This window comes from Bacillus sp. EB106-06-01-XG163 (genome assembly GCF_058791615.1).
This window is the reverse complement of record NZ_JBYTDS010000003.1, coordinates 293704-312686: the sequence shown is the minus strand read 5'-3', so window position 1 is coordinate 312686 and position 18983 is coordinate 293704. Positions and strand designations below refer to the sequence as shown.

Annotated in this window: 18 protein-coding genes; 4 read left to right on the top strand and 14 right to left on the bottom strand. The window is 46.7% G+C overall.

All coding sequences use genetic code 11. The annotated features are described in order from the left end of the window. The first annotated feature begins 101 nt into the window (after positions 1-101). The gene (locus AC3WTF_RS05545; protein WP_007408230.1) at positions 102-1310 is read left to right on the top strand and encodes an MFS transporter; all 1209 of its coding nucleotides are present in this window, start codon (positions 102-104) and stop codon (positions 1308-1310) included. 149 nt (positions 1311-1459) lie between these two features. On the opposite strand, the gene AC3WTF_RS05540 is transcribed toward AC3WTF_RS05545, so the two are convergent. From AC3WTF_RS05540 to AC3WTF_RS05510, 7 genes are all read right to left on the bottom strand, one after another. Next, entirely contained in the window at positions 1460-4621 is a 3162-nt protein-coding gene (locus AC3WTF_RS05540) for a bifunctional cytochrome P450/NADPH--P450 reductase (RefSeq protein ID WP_221663822.1), read from the bottom strand. A 27-nt stretch (positions 4622-4648) separates the two neighbouring features. Continuing rightward, the gene (locus tag AC3WTF_RS05535; protein WP_014418456.1) at positions 4649-5215 is read right to left on the bottom strand and encodes a TetR/AcrR family transcriptional regulator; all 567 of its coding nucleotides are present in this window, start codon (positions 5213-5215) and stop codon (positions 4649-4651) included. A 209-nt stretch (positions 5216-5424) separates the two neighbouring features. After that, positions 5425-5964, bottom strand: a complete 540-nt coding sequence (locus AC3WTF_RS05530) for a class I SAM-dependent methyltransferase (protein ID WP_007408228.1) — start codon at positions 5962-5964, stop codon at positions 5425-5427. Between the two features lie 173 nt (positions 5965-6137). Beyond that, entirely contained in the window at positions 6138-6293 is a 156-nt protein-coding gene (locus AC3WTF_RS05525) for a hypothetical protein (protein WP_007408227.1), read from the bottom strand. A 173-nt stretch (positions 6294-6466) separates the two neighbouring features. Beyond that, positions 6467-6607 carry a YrzI family small protein gene (locus tag AC3WTF_RS05520; protein ID WP_003152787.1) on the bottom strand — a complete coding sequence of 47 codons (141 nt, stop codon included), beginning with the start codon at positions 6605-6607 and terminating at the stop codon, positions 6467-6469. Positions 6608-6996: 389 nt separating this feature from the next. Continuing rightward, the gene (locus tag AC3WTF_RS05515) at positions 6997-7797 is read right to left on the bottom strand and encodes a formate/nitrite transporter family protein (protein ID WP_007408225.1); all 801 of its coding nucleotides are present in this window, start codon (positions 7795-7797) and stop codon (positions 6997-6999) included. A gap of 266 nt (positions 7798-8063) precedes the next feature. Then, complete coding sequence (locus tag AC3WTF_RS05510; protein WP_007408224.1) at positions 8064-8432, bottom strand: Na-translocating system protein MpsC family protein; 369 nt, start codon at positions 8430-8432, stop codon at positions 8064-8066. Between the two features lie 305 nt (positions 8433-8737). On the opposite strand from AC3WTF_RS05510, the gene fdhF reads away from it, so the two are divergent. After that, positions 8738-11680, top strand: a complete 2943-nt coding sequence (gene fdhF, locus AC3WTF_RS05505; RefSeq protein WP_129003654.1) for a formate dehydrogenase subunit alpha — start codon at positions 8738-8740, stop codon at positions 11678-11680. 17 nt (positions 11681-11697) lie between these two features. Continuing rightward, positions 11698-12189, top strand: a complete 492-nt coding sequence (locus AC3WTF_RS05500; RefSeq protein WP_003152780.1) for a helical membrane plugin domain-containing protein — start codon at positions 11698-11700, stop codon at positions 12187-12189. A 39-nt stretch (positions 12190-12228) separates the two neighbouring features. On the opposite strand, the gene AC3WTF_RS05495 is transcribed toward AC3WTF_RS05500, so the two are convergent. The 5 genes from AC3WTF_RS05495 to AC3WTF_RS05475 form a co-directional block, all read right to left on the bottom strand. After that, the gene (locus AC3WTF_RS05495; RefSeq protein ID WP_012118061.1) at positions 12229-12459 is read right to left on the bottom strand and encodes a YrhC family protein; all 231 of its coding nucleotides are present in this window, start codon (positions 12457-12459) and stop codon (positions 12229-12231) included. 83 nt (positions 12460-12542) lie between these two features. Continuing rightward, positions 12543-13685, bottom strand: a complete 1143-nt coding sequence (locus AC3WTF_RS05490; RefSeq protein WP_007408221.1) for a bifunctional cystathionine gamma-lyase/homocysteine desulfhydrase — start codon at positions 13683-13685, stop codon at positions 12543-12545. Position 13686: 1 nt separating this feature from the next. Further along, positions 13687-14610 carry an O-acetylserine dependent cystathionine beta-synthase gene (locus AC3WTF_RS05485; RefSeq protein ID WP_015387961.1) on the bottom strand — a complete coding sequence of 308 codons (924 nt, stop codon included), beginning with the start codon at positions 14608-14610 and terminating at the stop codon, positions 13687-13689. 47 nt (positions 14611-14657) lie between these two features. Continuing rightward, positions 14658-15353 carry a 5'-methylthioadenosine/S-adenosylhomocysteine nucleosidase gene (mtnN, locus tag AC3WTF_RS05480; RefSeq protein ID WP_003152774.1) on the bottom strand — a complete coding sequence of 232 codons (696 nt, stop codon included), beginning with the start codon at positions 15351-15353 and terminating at the stop codon, positions 14658-14660. Between the two features lie 20 nt (positions 15354-15373). Then, complete coding sequence (locus AC3WTF_RS05475; protein ID WP_032866643.1) at positions 15374-16015, bottom strand: class I SAM-dependent methyltransferase; 642 nt, start codon at positions 16013-16015, stop codon at positions 15374-15376. Between the two features lie 183 nt (positions 16016-16198). Here AC3WTF_RS05475 and AC3WTF_RS05470 point away from each other — a divergent pair, with 183 nt between their 5' ends. After that, the gene (locus AC3WTF_RS05470) at positions 16199-16402 is read left to right on the top strand and encodes a YrzA family protein (protein WP_003152771.1); all 204 of its coding nucleotides are present in this window, start codon (positions 16199-16201) and stop codon (positions 16400-16402) included. A 39-nt stretch (positions 16403-16441) separates the two neighbouring features. Here AC3WTF_RS05470 and AC3WTF_RS05465 read toward each other — a convergent pair whose 3' ends face one another. Further along, entirely contained in the window at positions 16442-17158 is a 717-nt protein-coding gene (locus AC3WTF_RS05465; RefSeq protein WP_014305483.1) for a YrrS family protein, read from the bottom strand. Between the two features lie 63 nt (positions 17159-17221). Beyond that, complete coding sequence (locus AC3WTF_RS05460) at positions 17222-18976, bottom strand: peptidoglycan D,D-transpeptidase FtsI family protein (RefSeq protein ID WP_015417895.1); 1755 nt, start codon at positions 18974-18976, stop codon at positions 17222-17224. Positions 18977-18983: the final 7 nt, after the last annotated feature.

Here is an 18983-nt window from a genome sequence, read left to right as displayed (position 1 = left end):
TAACCTACACGCATTAATTCTATAGTTATTATAAATTAGACACATTGAAATGAAAAGCGTACGATACATATATAACCAACAGTGAGAAAAGAGGGACATTCATGACGTTTATTCAGCCTCACACAAAGGCTTACAGAAAGGCCAGCTTGGCTCTGTTTATCAGCGGCTTTGTGACCTTCGCCACGCTTTACACGACACAGCCGCTTATGCCTTTGTTTTCGGAAGAGTTTCATATTTCCGCTGCGGCTGCCAGCTTAACTTTATCCATCTCAACAGCCGTTTTGGCATTTTCATTATTGGCCGCCGCTTCGTTGTCTGACGGATTCGGCAGAAAAAAATTAATGGTGCTGTCGTTAACAGCTACTTCTGTTTTAGGTCTATTAACAGCGTTCAGTCCGGCCTTTCCGGCGCTTTTGGCGATGAGGGCGCTGCTCGGTATTTTCCTGGCAGGAGTTCCGGCTGTCGCTATGACATATGTAGGCGAGGAGTTTGATCCGAAGGGCCTCGGGAAAATGATGGGCTTGTATATCAGCGGCACAAGCATCGGGGGAATGAGCGGCAGGCTGTTAACGGGGCTTCTGACCGATGTATTCGGCTGGCGGCCGGCGCTTGCCATCATCGGCATTCTTTCTATTGTATTAAGCTATTTGTTTTGGCGTTTTCTTCCGGCTCCGCGCCATTCATCTCAGCGGCATGCGGGCGTAAAAGCGGCATGTAAGGAATACGGAGCGGTCCTGCACCGCAAACGGCTGCTTTTGTTAATATCTCTGGGATTTATATTAATGGGGAGTTTTGTGACATTATATAATTATATCGGCTTTCATTTAATGGCGGCTCCTTATCATTTGTCGCAGACTGTGATCGGTTTTATTTTTATTGTCTATCTCGCGGGAACGTTCAGCTCGGTCTATATGGGGAAAAAAGCAGATCTTTTCGGAAGCGGAAAAATGATTAAGATTGCGATTTTTGTTATGCTTGCCGGCGCAGCGGTGACACTTTTGCCCCAGCTTGCGCTCAAAATCGCGGGGATTGCCGTCTTTACCTTCGGCTTTTTCGGCGCTCATTCGATCGCAAGCGCCTGGGTCGGCCGCGCAGCCGGTGATCAGCGCGCGCAAGCCTCTTCATTATATCTGCTTGCATACTATATCGGTTCAAGCGTGGCCGGGTCTTGCGGCGGTTTCTTTTGGACGCATTTTCATTGGATCGGTATCATTTCATTTATTTCGGTTTTGCTATTGCTGTCTTATCCGGTTTTATTTCTGGCGGAATTCAGAAAAAAGGGACATAGCCGCCTGCATGTAAATCAATAAAAACATTAAAGATTTGTGCCTTTTGTCCGATACTAAAGATAAGGCCGGCACGATACTCCCTATAACTATTCCTTTTGATTCAGTAGATTTCAAATATCGTGCCGGCTTTCTTCAATTAAAAAACATTCTTCAGTTGTCTCACTCTTCTGTTACATACCTGCCCAAACATCTTTCGCATATCTTCCTTCCGCCTGCAGCTGTTCAAGCCACTCCAAGGAAACTTTTGAATCGGTGTTATGCACCTTTTCATACACCTGAAGCAGTACATTTTCGACAGCCGGAGCCATTTTGCTTCCGTCGCCGCATATATAGAGATGGCCGCCTTGGTCAAGAAGGGCAATAATTTGTGCAGCCTCGCGAAGCAGAACATCCTGTACATATACTTTACAGTCCTGATCTAACCTGGAATACGCCCGATGCACGGTGACAAGGCCGTTTTTCTCCGCATGGTCGAATTCATCTTTGTACAGATCGTCTTCTTCAGGATGCCGGCAGCCGAAGTATAAATGAGCTTCACCCAGGCTGTTACCGGACATTTTTTCGGCAGCCCGCGCCTGGATAAATCCCCTGAACGGCGCAATTCCTGTGCCTGCTCCGACCATAATGAGAGGCGTTTTCGGATTTTCAGGCAATGCGAAACCCGACTGCGGCGAGCGGATGAAACAGACGGCAGAATCGCCTTTTTGTAATCCGGCTAAATAGTTCGAAGCCACGCCCCGGTATTCCCCACGGCCGCTCCATGCCGGAGCCGTCACAACGCCGACCGTGATACTGAGCTCCCCGCTGGTTGCCTTCGGTGAGCTTGAGATTGAATAATAGCGCGCCTTTAAGGACGGCAGAAGTTCTAAAAAGCGCTCAAACGGCAGTTCACATGCAGGATAATCTTCCAGCAGGTCCAGCATGGTCATTCGTTTTTTCAGCACGTTTTCTTTATATGCCGCATCATCAGAATAAAGATGCTCCAATTCTTTTTGGTGCGGCGGGCACACGGTATGTGCGGCAAGTTCGCGAAGCTGGGCTCTCGTTGCCGGCTCCTGCAGCTCTACATAGGACGCCAAAAGCTCCGGCGCATTAACCGGCCGGTCCATCGGCAGATGAGGCAGCTGCCGGCCCTTGATCTTAAAGTGCTGGTTCGGATCAAGACCGAATCGGCGAATGACACGGCTGATCAGTTCCCCGCTGTTTTGCGGAAGCACCCCGAGATGATCTCCTTCCTGATACGTTTCTGTTTCGGGGAGACGCAGCTCAATATGCCGGACTGAGCGCTTGCTGCTTTCGGTATGAAGCTCTTTGTTCGTGATGACCTCCGCCTCAAATGCTTTGTACGTTTTGGCAATCGGCGTCTCGGCTGCTTCACTTACGTATTCGATTGATAACTGTGATTTGTTTGTCTGTTTTGGAGCGGCCTCTATATGAAAAGCCTTCATGATGTCCTTCCAGAATGAGTCTTCCCAGGCTTCCTGACTGTACTCAAAATCATCGGCATTGTCGCCCTCCCCGATAGAGGTCAGCCGTTTTGCCCCTTTTTCTTCAAGCACTTTGTCTATCAGGCGAGGGATCCTTTGGTAAGTGGCGGCCCAGTTGCGGTCTCCGCAGCCGAAGACGGCGTAAGAAACACCCTTTAATTCCTGATCTTCAAGGGTTTCCATCCATTTCACAAAACCCGCCGCATTATCAGGCGGCGCCCCGTTATAAGAAGCCGTAACAATAACGACCGCGCCTTTTACAGGCAGTTTCCCGGCATAATCATCGAGCGGGCCGGTTTCAGTTGAAAATCCTTTGCTTCTTCCGATATCAGCCAGCTCTTCCGCGATTCCTTCCGCAGTTCCTAAATTTGATCCGTAAAGAATGAGAAGCGGCGTTCCGTGGGACGGGATTTCTTTCGTTTCTTCTTTGTGACCGCTTCCTTCAGCTTTATGGTTTTGTACGGGCTGATGATTGGACACGTCCTTGTTTTTCACACGGATTTTAAAATCACCGGGCTTAATGGTTAGAGCTTCTTTAATCGTAAGCTCATAATCAGTATGATCAATCAGTTCAAAATGTTTCAGGACAAGGCCGAGCACCATTGTCGCTTCCTGCAGGGCAAACTGCATCCCGATGCATGCGCGCTGTCCGTTTCCGAACGGCTTATACGCATCAGCCGGAATTGCCGCGGGATCACTGAACCTTTCCGGACGGAATAACTCGGCATCTTCTCCCCATGCGCTTTTATCCCGGTGCAGCTGCGGAGTCAGAATCGTCACCGGCTGTCCCTTCGCAATCGGATATTTCCCGCCGAGAACCGTATCTTCTTTCGCGTACAGAGAAAATGCCGGGGCAGTCGGATACAGCCGCAAAGTCTCGTTTAGCACCATGCGGATATATGTCAGCTGCTGAATCTGCTTATATTCAGGGGTCTCTCCCGTCAGCACCCGCTCGGCTTCCTGAACGGCTTTTTTCAATTTATCTTTATTTTTCAGCAGGCAGTATATCGCAAAAGAAAGCAGCCCGCTTGTGGTTTCATGCCCAGCGATCAAAAAGGTAATGATTTGATAACGGATATTTTCATCATCCAGCCTTTCCCCCGTTACGGGGTCTTTCGCTTCAAGCATCAATGCTAAAAGGTCAGACAGATTCTCATCCGGATTTTCCCTCCGTTCAGCGATGATCCGGTCTACAAGCGAATTCATCTCTTCAATATCCTGCTGGAACTGATGTCTCGTTTTGATCATCAGCTTGTCCTGCAGGCTGTGTCTTTGTGATTGGCGCATTGCCTCCTGCAGCGCACGAAGCATACTTGTGATAAAAGGATGCTGTGTGTCGCGGTAAAAGCTGTTAAAGCGGTAATGAAATCCGCACAGGCCGATTGTATCCAGCGTCAGGCGCGTCATATCTTCGGCAACGTCAATTTCTTCATTCGGATTTAATCTGCTCCACTTCTGCACGAGCTGCATGGCAATATCCAGCATCATTGAATGATAGCCTTTCATCGCCTTCTGGCTGAAGCTCGGCAATAAAATCCGATGCGCTTTCTGCCAGTTCTTTTCGTGAGTCCAGCTCGTAAATAGTCCGTCACCGCCAAACTCACGGACTTTCAGCAGGGCTTTGCTGAGATTTTTGTCAAATCGCTTTTCATCACAGACTTCTGCCGCGAGCTCGCGGCCTGATACGAAGACCCCGACAGAGCTCGGAAATTCAAAACGAAAGATCGGGCCGTATTCTTCGGCAATTTTCCAGAGCGATTGTGACAGTTTTTCTTTTTCCAAGTGAGGGAGATTTTTCAGAGGCCCGTATGTTTTCGGCTGCGGTATAGCGCTTAGCTGTTTCATATCGATCTTCCTTCCTTCGGCGAATAATTAATGAGTTCTGATGGCATCCCAAGAACATTGTTCCAATTCTTTCAGAAACGGTTTTGTTATTTCGACGCTTCCCGTCCGGACAAGCTGATAGAGTTTGAGATATGCCCCGAGCAGCAGCGCCATCAGCACATTGGACGGCAGATTGCGGAGCACGCCTTCAGACTTGCCGCGCTGAAAAAAGACGTCAAGCATCTGTGTTATTTCATCAAGAAGCTTACGGCTCGTTTCATTCAGAAAGTAGGCGTCCTTATTCGTTTCAAGAAAAAACAATGCATACTCACTTTCCTTCGTAAAATCAATCAGACAATAAAACAGGTGATGAAACCCTTCTCTTACAGATATCCCCTGAAAGTCCGTTTTGACTTTTTTCATAAAACGCTGCGCACTTTCCTGATACAGTACGTTCACAAGTGTCTCTTTACTGTCAAAGTAACGGTAAATTGTGCCGGTTCCGACATCGGCCTGAGCGGCAATCATCGGAATCGTCGTGGCGTCAAATCCTCTATCTGTAAACAAAGTAAGCGACGCTTTCATAATGAGTTCAACCTTATTTGAAGCTGTCATTTCATCCCCCTTTCTAAACGCGGAATGAATATTCATTCCGTTTGTTCAAAATATTTAAAATGTACGGTCATCTGATTACCATTGTATAAGAAAAAAACTTTTTTTAATATAAAATATATGTGAAATAACCAAAAATAAGGAAATATGCCCAATTTCACAAAAAGAGCTGCAGTGACTTAAGCAGCTCTTTTTATTTCCCAAGAAATATTCTATTTAATGGCAGTAATAAAATGGAATGAATCTCTGCTGACAACTGAAATGTCTCTGAAATGCTGATCATAGAGCACCTCAATCACATCCTTTTCACTCATCCGCGAAGGTTTCAAAACCATATAGAAACACCCGTCGATTTGAAGAACGCGGTACACTTCTTTACATGCCGTCCGGTAATCGCTGACTGTTTCAGCAGTATGTAATGAGAAGACTTTATGAAAGCTGCGGTCGCGGAACGGTATGCTTTCCGGCCTCCCCTGCTGAATGTTTCCGAGCCCGGCTTTTATAACCGAACGGTTTGCGCGCTGTGTTTTCCGTATTTTACGTTTCGATGTTTCTATGCTTTTAAGACTGCCCTTTTCAAGCTGTCCGATGATTTGTTTAAACATTGAGCCGTTTCCGGTCCCGATTTCCAAAATGCGGTCGTATTCCTGTATGTCCATCAAGATTTGCTGAATGACTGACTCTGCCGGTTCTGATGCAGCAAAGTATTTCGCGCGCATTCGTTTTAATGCTGAAGATGTGTGTTGCAACATTGTATAACACCCGCTTTTCCATTCCTGTGATTTATTATCCAGAAATAATATTACCTCGTATTAGTATGAGGTACTAACTAGACGCACTTCTCTTCATGAACGTTTCGATTTATTTGAAATATATATTTGTTTTCATAAAAAAAAAGACGGAAAACGTAGGTTTTCCGCCTGCTCTAGTACCAATAATACGGTGCTATATATCTTGTCTGCCGGGAAAGCGCCGCCATTCTCTGCCGGCGATACGGGTTGCCGTAGCCGTGTTTAAATGAATGGGGCATTGACGCATACCCGTGCCCGATGGATGGAATTCTGTTCTGACCGCCTTGCATGCTATCACCCGCTTACCAATTTTTCTTTCTTTACCATGGTATGCAGGCCGTCTGCGACGTGACAGCAACATCCTCGCTAAACCTGGTCCTTCTCCATTGTGTAATGATTCAGCAGTTCAATTCTGAACATGATAATCTCCTCCTTCTCCTCCGTTTTGGCCCTTCGTGTCCGTTCAGTTCATATAAAAGTGTTTCAGCTGGCGTTCTTTCGCTTCATTATAAAACTCTTCGACCTGCTGTTCTCGTTCATACTCTTCCGCACTTTTAAAACGCTTTGAAATGGTCAGTGTTAAAAAGAAAAGATTAATGGTCATTATCGCTCACCCCCTTTCAATATCCGCACAAGCGAAAATAACCCGCAGCAAAGTTCATATGCGCTGCGGGCAGACTAAATCCGCAGACAAAAGAAGACTGTGCTTCTTTCCCTGCGGGGAGCTGCGAATGTCCTGATACTCCGAAATTAACGTGCTTGACAAGCAGAGGTTAAGGAAGGACACGAACTCTTCCACAGGCTGAATCGGTTCAATTGTAGATTTTGATTGCCGTTTAACGTCGTCATGTGATTCAACCTCCCTTTGCTTTTTTCTTACTTTGTAAGTATATCCATCAGCTTCCATTTTGTAAACATTTTTTTCAAGATTTGGACGGAAAATGTGCTGGCATTCCACTTCAATTGTCCGTGTTTTCCGGCATCTTTCTTACCTCAGGAAACTCTTTTCATCCCTTGCTTTTTCTGATCTTTTTTTGAGTATGCAATAAAATAAATAAGACCGACAAACACTGCCCCGCCGATGACATTCCCGATAAAGGCCGGAATGAGATTGCCAATCAGATCACCCCACGAAAAAGAGCCTGCAAATATCGCAGCAGGGATGATAAACATATTGGCTACAACGTGCTGAAAACCAATTGCGACAAACGCCATAATCGGAAACCATATACCCGCGATTTTTCCGGCTCCGTCTTCTGCGCCGAAAGAAAGCCAGACGGCCAAACAGACAAGCCAGTTACAGCCGATCGCCGAAACAATGACTTTTCCAAACGGCATATCCAATTTGCCTTGTGCGACCGCAATTGTTTTTTCCAAGTAAGGTCCTGTTTCGGTTAATCCGACAACATGTCCGAAAAAGTAAGCGACAAACAGTGCGCCGACAAGATTCATCAACGTCACGATCACCCAATTTTTCACTAATGCACCGGCGGATATTCTTCTGGAAAACAGCGCCATGGATACCGACATCATATTTCCCGTAATCAGCTCCGCGCCGGCAAGAACGACGAGCACCAATCCGATGGGAAACACGGACGCCCCGATTAAACTCGACAGGCTTCCCCATTCTTTCGGAAGGTCGCCGATGACACGGATATCAAGCAAATAACCGAGTGCGATAAACGCTCCTCCCAAAAATCCTAATACAATCAGTGCTGAAAGCGGTGAATGCACCTTTTTTACCCCTGATTCGACCGCAAGCTCCGCTATTTCGTCCGGTTTACGAAAAGCCATAATAACCCCTCCATTTATCATTTCAGCCCGCAGTTTCCAAAGACGCCTAACAAAAAAGGCAGCATTCAACTAACCCGTCTGAAAAAACGGGGTTTGAATGCTGCCTAACTTGTATGCATACCCATACAACAATATCAAGCAGAATGAAAATATGCGGTATAGAATATGCACAGATCATGCACACATTCCATAAAAAATCGTCCTTAGGCCACTGCTGGCAGTTCATATCATATCAAATTTGACAATTTCGTGTCAATTGAATATTGTCAGCTTTTGATTTCTTCTTTATGCTCTTCAATTGAGCGGTCAAAGACAAACACCGATACGGCAATATTTTCCTCTATTTTAATATCTGAAAACAGATGTACAAGCTTTGCTCCGATGAGCTCTTCCATTCCGTCAGGCGTTTGTTTTGAATACAGCTCCTGAATTAAGCTGGTTCGCGCCGCATGAACCATTTCTCTTCCTTCAGGCGTGCGTGCGATAAACTGCTCACTTGCGCTTAGATTGCCGTAAAGTGTAGATACCGCCATGTTATCCACAAAAACGGTGTGAATTCGTTCAGGCCCCTTTCCAAATAATTCTTTGCGCAATTTCCGGATAATATCGTTAAATTCATGAATTTTTTTAGACATATTGTCCCCTCCGATTTTAGCCTATGAAAGACATTCCCGGTTCCCCTTTGTGACATTTCACCTGGTTAAAGTTTTCCTTTCGTATTGTATTATAATAAATATCACCTTATAATAAAAGCAGTGAAGATGGATTTGTAATAGGAAACGTGTTATGAGTCTATCGTTTTATACAATAGGATTGGTCTGTTAGTAAGACTTGCTAGTGAACTATTCCGCCATGCGTATTTATACCGTTCTCCGGACAGGAGGCCGGTATCTATGTGCATGGCTTTTTTTCGAGTTTAAAAGATGGAGGGGAATTGGAAGTGACAGACGTTCAGTCTATCCGTGTCAAAATTGACGGCACGGAGTATGAAGCACCAGAGGGGTCTAAGATTTTAGATATTTTAAACCAAAACGGAATTGAGATTCCGCAAATTTGCCATGTACCGGAAGTGGATCCGATTCAAACATGTGACACCTGTATTGTTGAAGTAAACGGGAAATTGCAGCGCTCTTGTTCCACGGCTGCAGAAAACGGGATGTCCATCTCGCTTACGTCGGGAAGGGTAAAAGAGGCTCAGACAGAGGCCATGGACCGCCTGCTCGAGAATCACCTGCTTTACTGTACGGTATGCGATAACAACAACGGCAATTGCACACTCCATAATACAGCGGAAATGATGGGGATTGAGCATCAGAAATATCCGTATACGCCGAAAGATGATTCAAAGTGCGCGGTTGATATGTCTCACCCGTTTTACCGCTATGATCCGAACCAATGCATCGCCTGCGGCCAATGTGTGGAAGTGTGTCAAAACCTTCAGGTGAATGAGACCCTTTCAATTGATTGGGAGCGCGACCGCCCGCGGGTCATTTGGGATGAAGGCGTCGCCATTAATGAATCTTCCTGCGTCAGCTGCGGCCAGTGTGTCACTGTCTGTCCTTGTAACGCACTGATGGAAAAATCAATGATCGGCCAAGCCGGATTTATGACAGGAATAAAAGAAGATGTCATGGAACCGATGATTGATTTAGTGAAAAATGTTGAACCCGACTATACAAGCATCTTCGCCGTGTCTGAAGTGGAAGCGGCTATGCGCGATAAACGGACGAAAAAAACAAAAACAGTCTGCACGTTCTGCGGCGTCGGATGCTCTTTTGAAGTATGGACAAAAGGACGTGACATCCTTAAAATTCAGCCTGTTTCCGATGCTCCGGTTAACGCGATTTCCACTTGTGTGAAAGGGAAATTCGGCTGGGACTTCGTGAATTCGGAAGAACGAATTACAAAACCGCTTATCCGGAAAAACGGCGCATTTGTTGAATCGTCATGGGAAGAAGCTCTTGATCTTGTCGCTTCAAGACTCGGTTCGATCAAGGCCGAACACGGAAATGGTTCTGTCGGTTTTATTTCTTCTTCTAAAATTACGAATGAAGACAACTACGTCATCCAAAAATTAGCGCGCCAAGTATTTGAAACCAACAACGTGGATAACTGCTCACGCTACTGCCAGTCACCGGCAACGGACGGCTTATTCCGCACCGTCGGTATGGGCGGAGACGCTGGCACAATTAAAGATATCGCAAAAGCGGGCCTCGTGCTCATCGTCGGCGCCAATCCGGCGGAAGGACATCCGGTTCTGGCCACACGCGTGAAACGCGCCCATAAACTGCACGGCCAAAAACTGATTGTTGCCGATCTGCGCAGAAATGAAATGGCTGAACGGTCCGACCTCTTTATCAGCCCAAAACAAGGGACTGACCAGGTCTGGCTCATGGCAGTAACGAAATATATGATTGACCAAGGCTGGCACGATCAAGCGTTTATTGATGAAAATGTCAACTACTTTGATGATTATAAAGAAACGCTGGAAAAATACACATTGGAATATGCGGAGCGCATCACCGGACTTTCTCAGGATACGATCATCCGCATTGCCGAAATGATTCGTGATGCAGACGGCACTTGTGTTCTTTGGGGCATGGGCGTTACTCAAAATACAGGCGGCTCTGATACATCAGCGGCGATTTCCAACCTGCTGCTTGCCACAGGAAACTACCGCCGTCCGGGCGCCGGAGCCTATCCGCTGCGGGGACATAACAACGTTCAAGGCGCTTGCGATATGGGAACTCTTCCAGGCTGGCTTCCGGGGTATCAGCATATTACCGATGATGCGGCACGCGCTAAATTCGAAAAAGCTTACGGTGTTGAAATTGACGGCAAGCCGGGTCTTGATAATATCGAAATGCTCCATGCGATTGAAGAAGGAAACATGAAAGCCATGTATCTCGTCGGTGAAGATATGGCGCTCGTCGATTCAAACGCCAACCATGTTCATAACATTTTATCCAGCCTTGATTTCTTTGTTGTGCAGGATATTTTCCTTTCAAGAACGGCGCAATACGCGGATGTCATCCTGCCTGCGGTTCCATCTCTTGAAAAAGACGGAACATTTACAAACACAGAGCGGCGTGTGCAAAGATTGTATCAGGCGCTTCCGACACTCGGCGATGCAAAACCCGACTGGTGGATTATTCAGGAAGTCGCCAATCGTTTAGGCGCTGATTGGAATTACACGCATCCTAGCGACATTTTCTCAGAAATGGCGAGCCTTTCTCCGCTGTTCGGAAAAGCAAGCTACGACGTTCTTAGCGGCTGGAACAGCTTCTTGTGGGGAAGCTTTACGGGAGAAAGCACTCCGCTTCTTTATGAAGACGGCTTTAACTTCCCCGACAAAAAAGCCCGTTTTGCGCTGAGCGATTGGGTGGAGCCTGCCGTATTCCCTGAAGAATATGACCTGCATATTAACAACGGACGGATGCTTGAACATTTCCACGAAGGAAACATGACAAACAAGTCAAAAGGCATTCAGTCTAAAGTTCCGGATGTATTTGTTGAAGTATCGCCGGAGCTCGCGGCTGAACGCGGAATTTGCGACGGGACAATGATCCGGCTCGTCTCTCCTTTTGGGGCGGTTAAATTGAACGCGCTTGTGACAGACCGCGTCCGCGCGAATGAGCTTTATCTGCCGATGAACTCTACAGATAAAGATTCTGCGATTAATTTCCTGACCGGGCCTGCGTATGATTCACGGACACATACACCTGCCTATAAGCAGACAAAAGTCCGCATGGAAGTGCTCGGTTCCTGTGATACTCCGCCGCTTCCGAAAACGAATCCGCGGAACAAAAAACGTCATCCGCAAAACGGTGTGGAAGCTCAGCGAAAATGGAACCGTCCGGGCTATGTGCACTTAACTGATTAAGGAAAGGAGGAAACATTATGGCAAGTCCAATTACTGAAATTCAAAAAGAAACGAAAACAGAGGAACAGCTGAAAGCTGAAAAACTGGAAGAACTGAAGACGCTTCTCGCAGAAAATGAAGAAGCCGTCGCGAAAACGATGTCCATCATGGCAGAGCTGAATGGCTTGGGCATTTTTGATGCCGCCGGCTATATGCTCCAGGCAAAAGAGGAGATTGCCAAAATCGCACTCGGACAGATTTCCCGGGAACCTGTCACCAATCTCCTGAATACGATGATGGCCGCGGGAGGCGCGCTGTCAAAAGCTGATCCCGAATTTATGGGCAGACTTTTAGAAAGCGCCATGGCCGGGACGGATCAGGCGCAAAGATTTTTAAAAGAGGACAGGAAAGTCAGTATGTTTGAACTGATGAAAGCCGTCGGTGATCCTGATATTAACCGCGCGCTCGGCTTCGGGCTGCAGTTTTTAAAAGGAATGGGAAAAGAATTACGCGAAACCCCGTCTGAATAAGAAACGAAAAAGCCATTGTCAAAAGACAATGGCTTTTTTTTATTCATCGGCCTCTTCCAGCCTCTTTTTATAAATAAGTGAACGGTCAACGCAGAAATAAGCGCCCGCTAAAAATACACAATCCGTTACAAACATCAGCATTTTCTGGCCCGCGGTCAGCCCTTGTCCGGGAAGAACCGCGCCGATATAAATGAAGGTGCTGACTGCAAGCAGAATAAATGCGTAATGCTTAAAATCTTCTATTAATGATTTCAGTCTTTTCTTCTCCATATAAGGTCACCTGCCAGTTTTATAGTCTACCAACATTATAATACAAGCTGACAGCCGACAGAGAATGTAAATCTATCCATTCTTTATAAAAGTGAATCAAGCGCCTGTTTCACATCCGCCGTTAAATCCTCAGTATCCTCAATACCGACCGAGATCCGCACGAGCCCGTCGGTAATGCCAAGCGCAAGCCGGCGGTCGCGCGGGATCGATGCGTGCGTCATTCTGGACGGCACGGAGATTAAGCTTTCAACCGCTCCTAAACTTTCCGCGATCGTAAACAGGTTCAATTTTTCTAAAAACGCGTCGACGCGTTCGCTGCTGCCGACATCAAAGGAAATCATTCCGCCAAAACCGGAGCTTTGCGCTTTTGTCAGCTCATGGCCCGGGTGTTTCGCTGATCCGGGATAGTAGAGCGTCTGAACGGCATCATGCGCTTCAAGCAGCCCGGCGATTTTTCCGGCGCTATGATTGATGGCATCCATTCTGAGTCCCAGCGTCTTAATGCCTCTCATCAAAAGCCATGAATCCTGCGGTCCTAAAACGCCGCCCGTTGAGTTTTGCACATAATGAAGCTTTTCGCCCAGTTCTTTATCAGCCGTGACGACTAAGCCGCCGACGACATCGCTGTGGCCGCCGAGATATTTTGTCGCGCTGTGAAGCACGATGTCCGCGCCAAAGCTGAGCGGCTGCTGGAAATACGGCGTGTAAAACGTATTATCGACGATAAGCAATACACCCGCTTCTTTTGCGATGTCAGACATCAGTTTGAGGTCAGTCACTTTCAATAGCGGGTTTGTCGGTGTTTCGATATAAATGGCTTTCGTATTCGGGCGAATGGCCTTTTTGACTTTTTCTTCACTGCTCGTATCGACAAAGTCCGCTTCAATGCCGAAGCGGTTCAGCACGCCTGTCATCACCCGGTAAGTGCCGCCGTATACATCATCCGTCAAAATAACATGATCGCCGCTGTCAAACAGCATCATGACGGCAGTAATCGCAGCCATGCCTGAGCCGAACGCATATCCCGCCGCGCCGCCTTCAAGCTCTGCAATTAAGCTTTCAAGCGCCGTCCGCGTCGGATTGGCCGTTCTTGAATATTCATAACCCGTGTGCTCGCCCGCTTTCGGCTGCCGGTACGTGCTTACTTGATAAATCGGTACGGAAACCGCTCCTGTTTTTTCATCTCCCGTAATTCCTCCGTGCACCATCAGCGTTTTTTTCTTCATCTTACTGACCTCCTTGAAAAATGTTTTTGCTTATATATCGATCGCTGCCGTCAGGGAAAATGGTGACGATATTTGATCCGGCGGGCGCTTTTTTCGCTTCTTCAAGCGCTGCATAAAGAGCCGCCCCTGAAGAGCTTCCGATTAAGAGGCCTTCTTTCTCGGCCGCTTCTCTGACAAGCGAAAACGCCGTATCGTCCTCCACCGTGTAAATGGCGTCAAAATGGTTCTCGTCCATATAATCCGGGATAAACTCCATGCCGATGCCTTCCGTTTTATGGGCATGCGGCTCTCCTCCGTTCAGGATCGAGCCTTCCGGTTCAACGATCACCGTTTTGACGGCAGGATTTTTCTCCTTTAAATAAGCTGCCGTACCGGCAAAGGTGCCGCCGGAACCCGCTCCTGCGACAAAAGCGTGGATATCCCCGCCGAGCGCGTTCCATATTTCAGGTCCAATCGTTTTGTAGTAAGTCAATGGATTTACTCGGTTTTTAAATTGCAGAACGGCATAAGAATTATTAATCTCTCTCTCCAGTTCAAGCGCTTTTCGGATGGCTCCCTGCATGCCTTCTTCTCTCGGCGTATGCACGATGTCCGCTCCGAGAGCTTTCATAATTTGCTGCTTTTCTCTGCTGAAATGCTCCGGGACGCAAAAAACGGCGCGAAGCTGATGCTTTCTGGCGCACAGAGCGAGTCCGATCCCGGTGTTTCCGGCAGTCGCCTCAATGATAACGCCGCCCGGTTTCACCTTTCCCGTGCGAAGCGCATCTTCAATGAGCATCCCGCCCAGCCTGTCTTTAATGCTTCCGCCCGGATTCATCATCTCAAGCTTAGCATAAACCGCTGTTCCCTCCGGTATATCAAAATGCTTGAGACGGAGCAGCGGTGTATTTCCGATCAGTTCTGTAATATCTGTTATCACGTTCAATATATGTCCTCCTCCTGAAAAAGCGGAGGAGAACGAGAATCCCCCGCTTAGTGAATTCGTTTGATGACATTCAGGACAAGCTCAGTTGAATGAACGGCAGCCTGTTCTAAAAATTTATCAAATGAAACGTCAGATTCTTTTCCGGCAATATCAGATAAAGCTCTGATGACAACAAAAGGCGTTTTGAACTGGTGGCACACCTGTGCGACAGCCGCAGCTTCCATTTCAACCGCGTACAAATCCGCAAATTTGGCGCGTACGTCTTCAACCCGCTTCGGATCATTCATAAAAGAATCTCCCGTTGCGATTGTGCCTTTGGCGACTTGAATGCCGTTCAGTTCAGAAACCGCTTCCTCAGTAATACTGATCAGCTTTTCATCAGCTTTGTATGCTGCCGGAAGACCCGGCACCTGTCCGTATTCATAGTCAAACGCCGTCACATCTACGTCATGATGGCGGACATCTGTTGAGATGACGACGTCGCCTACATTCAATGTATGATGAAAACCGCCCGCTGAGCCTGTGTTAATCACATAATCAGGTTTGAAACGGTCAAGCAGAAGCGTCGTGCTGATCGCCGCGTTGACTTTCCCGATACCTGATTTCAGCAAGATGACTTCGACGCCTTCATAGCTGCCAGTTGTAAACTCACAGTGAGCGATCATCTCTTGTTTTGCGTCTTTCAGTTTGCTTCTTAAAATCGTAACTTCCTCTTCCATTGCTCCGATGACTGCCAGTTTCATTTATACACAATCCCTTCGATTTACCGTTTAATCGCCTCCATTATCCAGACAAAGTCATTTTGCTGCGTAAACCGCGCGGCAAATCCCTCTTCTGAAAAGATGTTTTTCATTGTCCCGAGTGTCGGATAATGTTCCGTCTTTAAATCGTCCGCTAATTGATGATAGCCGTTTCGGATTGCTTTTTTAATGGCCTCATCATAAGCTTCATGATCTTTAAAGACTGTATCGGCAAACACTATTTTATCATGCTTCTGAAGGATTGCGCCATACTGCTTTACAGCCGTTCGCTTTTCTTCATCGGTTAAATGATGAAAGGCGTACGAGCTGACGATGGTATCTATTTGAAAAGGCGGAGCGGGAAACTCCAGAAAATCTCCGTCACTGAACACGGCTTTGTCAGAAAGCTTGTCAGCCGCCAGTTTTCTCATTGACGGAGACGGTTCTACACCAAACACCTTTTTGTTCGCGGCGGCTAATTTCGCCGTTAAATTCCCCGTTCCCGGTCCGAACTCTAAAACGTTTGAACCTGAAAGTGCGACAATGCTGTCAAGAATGCTGTCATATCCTTTAAAAACAGCGGCATATTGTTTGTCAGCCCCGTGCACTGTGGCGTCATAAGTCGCTGCCCAATCTTCAAATAATGGAATAAATTCACGGCCCATATTTTTCACTCTCCATAATTTATAATTCCTATGAGTATAGTATGGATTAATCGTGGAACAGTTCCTATCCTATCACAAAAAAGAATGGAAGGGTACTAAAATACTTTGGGATTATTGCGCAATTACGGCAGAAAGGCTTATACTTTCATTGACTCAGAAGAAAAATCAGGAGGATCTGTACTGATGAATTTTCAATTGGATTTAATCAAAGATAAAGTAGAATTTTTCGAAGCGGCATCTTTGCAGGAGCTTGAAAAGAAAATAAACGTTCAGATTGAAAACAACCAGGCGATTATGCTTCGCGTCCGTTCCGTATCCCATCAGGTGACGGCCGTTGACGGCAGAATCCTTTACAGCGCGTCGGTGCATTTTTCAGCTGACGTATGACAAAAAAAAGCAGCTGATTAATCAGCTGCTTTTTTGCGGTTATTTTAAGGTTTCTACTTTTGTCGGCTTCCAGCCTTTTTTGTCTTTCCAAGTGATGGTAACCTGATACTTTTTGCCGTTCGTTTTGTCTAAAACTTTCCCCTTCGCATCTTGCGGGCTTCCATTGTTTCCGAGCCACAGCACTGTCATGTGATCTTTTGACACGCCTGTTGCGTAAGAGATGGCGTCAAGCATTTCGGACCAGTCTTCAGAGCTTGAGTCATACGTCGCCGCATGTTCTCCCGTCTGCTTTGTGCCGACCGCTTTCCATTTTGGGTTAACAATTGTTTTCTCGACATCGCTTGATGAGCCGCCCTCTGTTATTTTTGCGCCTTTAAAAGGATCGCTTGAATCAGAGTCTTTTTTGCTGCTGTCATCACTTTTCGATGAATCATCGTCTTTTTTGCTGTCAGAGTCTGAAGATGAATCAGATGTGTCCTTATCCTGTTTATCTTTTTTGTCATCGTCTGATGCCGTATCTTTTTTGCTGTCTTTTATGTCTTCATCCGATGTCTGCTTCGTCTTGCCTGATGCAGGTGTTTCCTGCTTCTGGCTCGTGTCCGCTTTTTCGCTCACGTCGCTCGACGGACTGTTGATGAAGAGGCTGACGGCAACGACGACAATAAGAATAGATACGATAGCAATTAAAATGTTAAGCACCATATTTGCTTTTCTGCGCTTATCACGGTTTTCAAAACGAGATTGTTTATTGCTCAATCATTCTGCACTCCTTTATCCCTCTTGCTCAGCATATATTTTAACATGGGCTGAGCGGTTGTTCTATGTCTGATTTATTTCATTTTCATGTACCTTTTTAACAATATCATAAAACACTGTATTTGTCAGAGCCTTATCCCCCGGCGTGTCCATGTGCAGCACCACGAGAGCATATTTCGGCTTGTCCGCGGGAAAGTATCCCGCAAACCATTTGTGGTAAAGCGTCTGTTTTTCTTTTGTGAACATTCCCGTCTGGGCCGTTCCCGATTTGCCTGCTATCTCATACGGCAGATCCTGAAACCTTCGGCCGGTTCCTTTCGGTGAGGTGACGACTTCTCTGAGAATTTTTTGAAGCTGCTGCGCCGTATATTTGTCGATGTTTTCCCCTTTTAACGGCTGATCTTTGAATGACGCCATCGTCGTTTTGTTTTTGTATTCAATTTTGTCCGCGATTTTGACTTGTTTTTTTTCACCGCCGCGCGCGATCGCCGCCATCATATTGGCGACTTCAAGAGGCGTGACTTTCACGTTTTTTTGCCCGATCGCCGTCTGTGCGACGGCTTTTTTTACGGTTTTGTCTTTGTCATCTCCCCAAATGACCCCGCTTTTTTCATTATACAGCTGCCTGAATCCGTCTTCCCGGTACAGCTTGCCTTCCCAGCCCGCCCGCTGGGTGAGACCAAGTTTTTCCGCCATGTTTTCAATAACGGAATCATCTTTTTTGATCAATTTTTCCGCAAGGCTTGTAAACGTATAATTGCAGCTTTGGGCAAAGCTTTCTCCAAAACTGAGCGTGCCTTTGTCATCCCCCGGCTCTCCGTACAGGTTGAGATTGCAGTTAAAGGATGTGCCCGGCTTCACTTCGTTTTGTTCTATTGCGGCTGCGGCGATCACCGTTTTAAATACTGATCCCGGATAAATCGGCGTCAGCATGTAATTTTGCAGTGTCTGCTGCTTTGACATGTCGGCGTCAGGCTTTGATACCATTCCGAGCACACTGCTTTTTTCAATGTCTAAAAGGACGGCTCCCCCCTTTTTTAACCCGCGGTCTTTCAATACATCTTCCATTGCTTTTTGAATATTGCGGTCGATGGAGGTTTTGACTTGCAGCGGATAAAACGCGTTTGCTTCAGCCGTATATTTGACGTCCATTCCGAATAAAGGGTTTCCCCTTCCGTCGACATGATACAAAAGTTTTGTGTCCTGATCCGCCAGTAAAAACTCATCAAACGTCCGCTCCATCCCGCTTGTCCCGATCTTTGCCGTGATCGGCAGTTCCTTCCTGCCGGGGTATTTCTTTTTCAAAAGCTCAGGGTCCTGGTTTGTCGCGCCCAACAGATGAGCGGCTATGTTTGTTTCTTTGCTGTCTTTCATATATACGCCGTAAATGCCGGGATATTTCAAAGAATTGATATTTGACACGGATTGTTTCGTCAAATGTTTTATTTTTCTGCTGTTCAGGACCACCGGTTTTTTCGCTTCCGTGAGCAGCTGCCTGAGCTCCCCCTGTTTCATTCCGAGAATGTCTGATACCCGGTCAACCGGCCAATCCTGCGTCACGAGAAAGGGAAACAGTATGACGGCAGGCTGCTTTTTTCCGGTCAGTTCTTTGCCGTTCCGATCAAGAAAAGAGCCGCGTCCATCCGAAATAAGGACTTCTTCCGTCCGCTGCTTGACGCTTTCCTGAATCAGATTAATATTGGATTTTGAAAAAGATTCTGTAAAAAACAACTGAATTTCAGCCAGCCTCGCAAGCAGAAAGAAAAACACGAGCAGAAAACAAATCACGGCCGTTTTCAGCCTTTTTGATACGATCATAAAAAAC